Raw genomic sequence first — 1,398 nt, forward strand, 5'->3', positions numbered from 1 at the left:
TGGATGCACCCGACCGAAATCATCAGTGCAGAAAACCCTTGCGCAGCAGAGGCCGTCCACACATGACCCCCTGATTTTCCTCCAGTCTCGATTAGAGTCCGGCCCTGATGGAAGGACGGACGAGATGAAGCGAATGAGGTTCACAGAAGAGCAGATTATTGGCGTGCTGAAGGAGGCGGAGGCTGGTGCGAAGACCGCTGACCTGGCGCGGCGGCACGGGGTGTCGGAAGCGACGATCTACAACTGGAGGTCGAAGTATGGCGGGCTGGAGATATCTGAAGCTCTGCGCCTGAAGGTGCTCGAGAGCGAGAACGCAAAGCTCAAGCGGCTGCTGGCGGATGCGATGCTCGATCAGGCCGCGCTCAAGGATCTTCTGGCAAAAAAGTTTTGACGCCCGCCGCGAAGCGGGAAGCTGTCGCTCATCTCCAGACCTGTCACGGAATGAGCGAACGGCGGGCGTGCCGTGTCACCGATGCCGATCGCAAGAGCGTGCGCTACCGTTCCACGCGGGACGATGATGCTGCGCTTCGCGAGAAGCTGCGCGAGCTGGCCAACCAGCGTCGCCGGTTCGGCTATCGCCGTCTGCACATCCTGCTGCGCCGGGAGGGGATCATGATCAACCGCAAGAAGACCCAGCGCCTCTACCAGGAGGAAGGACTGGCGGTCAGACGGCGACGTAGCCGCAAGCGAGCTGTCGGGACCAGGGCGCCGGCTCCGGTGCGTGCTCTGCCCAACCAGCGGTGGAGCCTGGACTTTGTTCACGATCAGATGGCGTCTGGGAGGCGGTTCCGCGTGCTCAACATCGTCGACGATGTAACCAGGGAGTGCCTGCGAGCGGTGCCGGACACCTCGATCTGTGGTCGCAGGGTCGTGCGCGAGCTAGCCGGGCTGATCGCCGAGCGCGGCAAGCCCGGGATGATAGTCAGCGATAATGGCACGGAACTCACCAGCAACGCTGTGCTCGCATGGTGTGGAGAGATCGGCGTGGAGTGGCATTACATCGCGCCGGGCAGGCCGATGCAGAACGGCTTCTGCGAGAGCTTTAACGGCCGGATGCGCGACGAGCTTCTCAACGAGACACTGTTCCTCAGCCTCGCGCATGCCCGCGTCGAGATCGCGGCCTGGGTGAAAGATTACAACCGGGAGAGACCACACTCATCCCTTGGCTACGCAACCCCGGCGGCGTTCGCCGCCAAACTGGATAAGCAATGGCCTGCTTCGCTACGCCCTACGGGCTCCGCTACGCAGCCCATTGCTTCAACCGCGCTGATGCGCAAAACAACCACCCGGCTCTAATCCCAGCTGGGGGAAAGCTGGGGGTCATGTGTGGACGGCCTCTGCTGCGCAAGGGTTTTCTGCACTGATGATTTCGGTCGGGTGCATCCATGTGTTCGGCCT

1 protein-coding gene is annotated in these 1,398 nt (G+C 62.2%); it reads left to right on the top strand.

Going from position 1 to position 1,398, the window contains the following annotated elements; translation table 11 throughout:
- Positions 1-124: 124 nt before the first annotated feature.
- A protein-coding gene (locus K4G67_RS17470; RefSeq protein WP_239807512.1) for an IS3 family transposase occupies positions 125-1,296 on the top strand; the annotation gives its coding sequence in 2 pieces (ribosomal slippage) (positions 125-377 and positions 377-1,296; 1,173 coding nt in all).
- The last annotated feature ends 102 nt before the right edge of the window (positions 1,297-1,398 follow it).

Source organism: Croceicoccus hydrothermalis (assembly GCF_022378335.1).
Taxonomy (GTDB): domain Bacteria; phylum Pseudomonadota; class Alphaproteobacteria; order Sphingomonadales; family Sphingomonadaceae; genus Croceicoccus; species Croceicoccus hydrothermalis.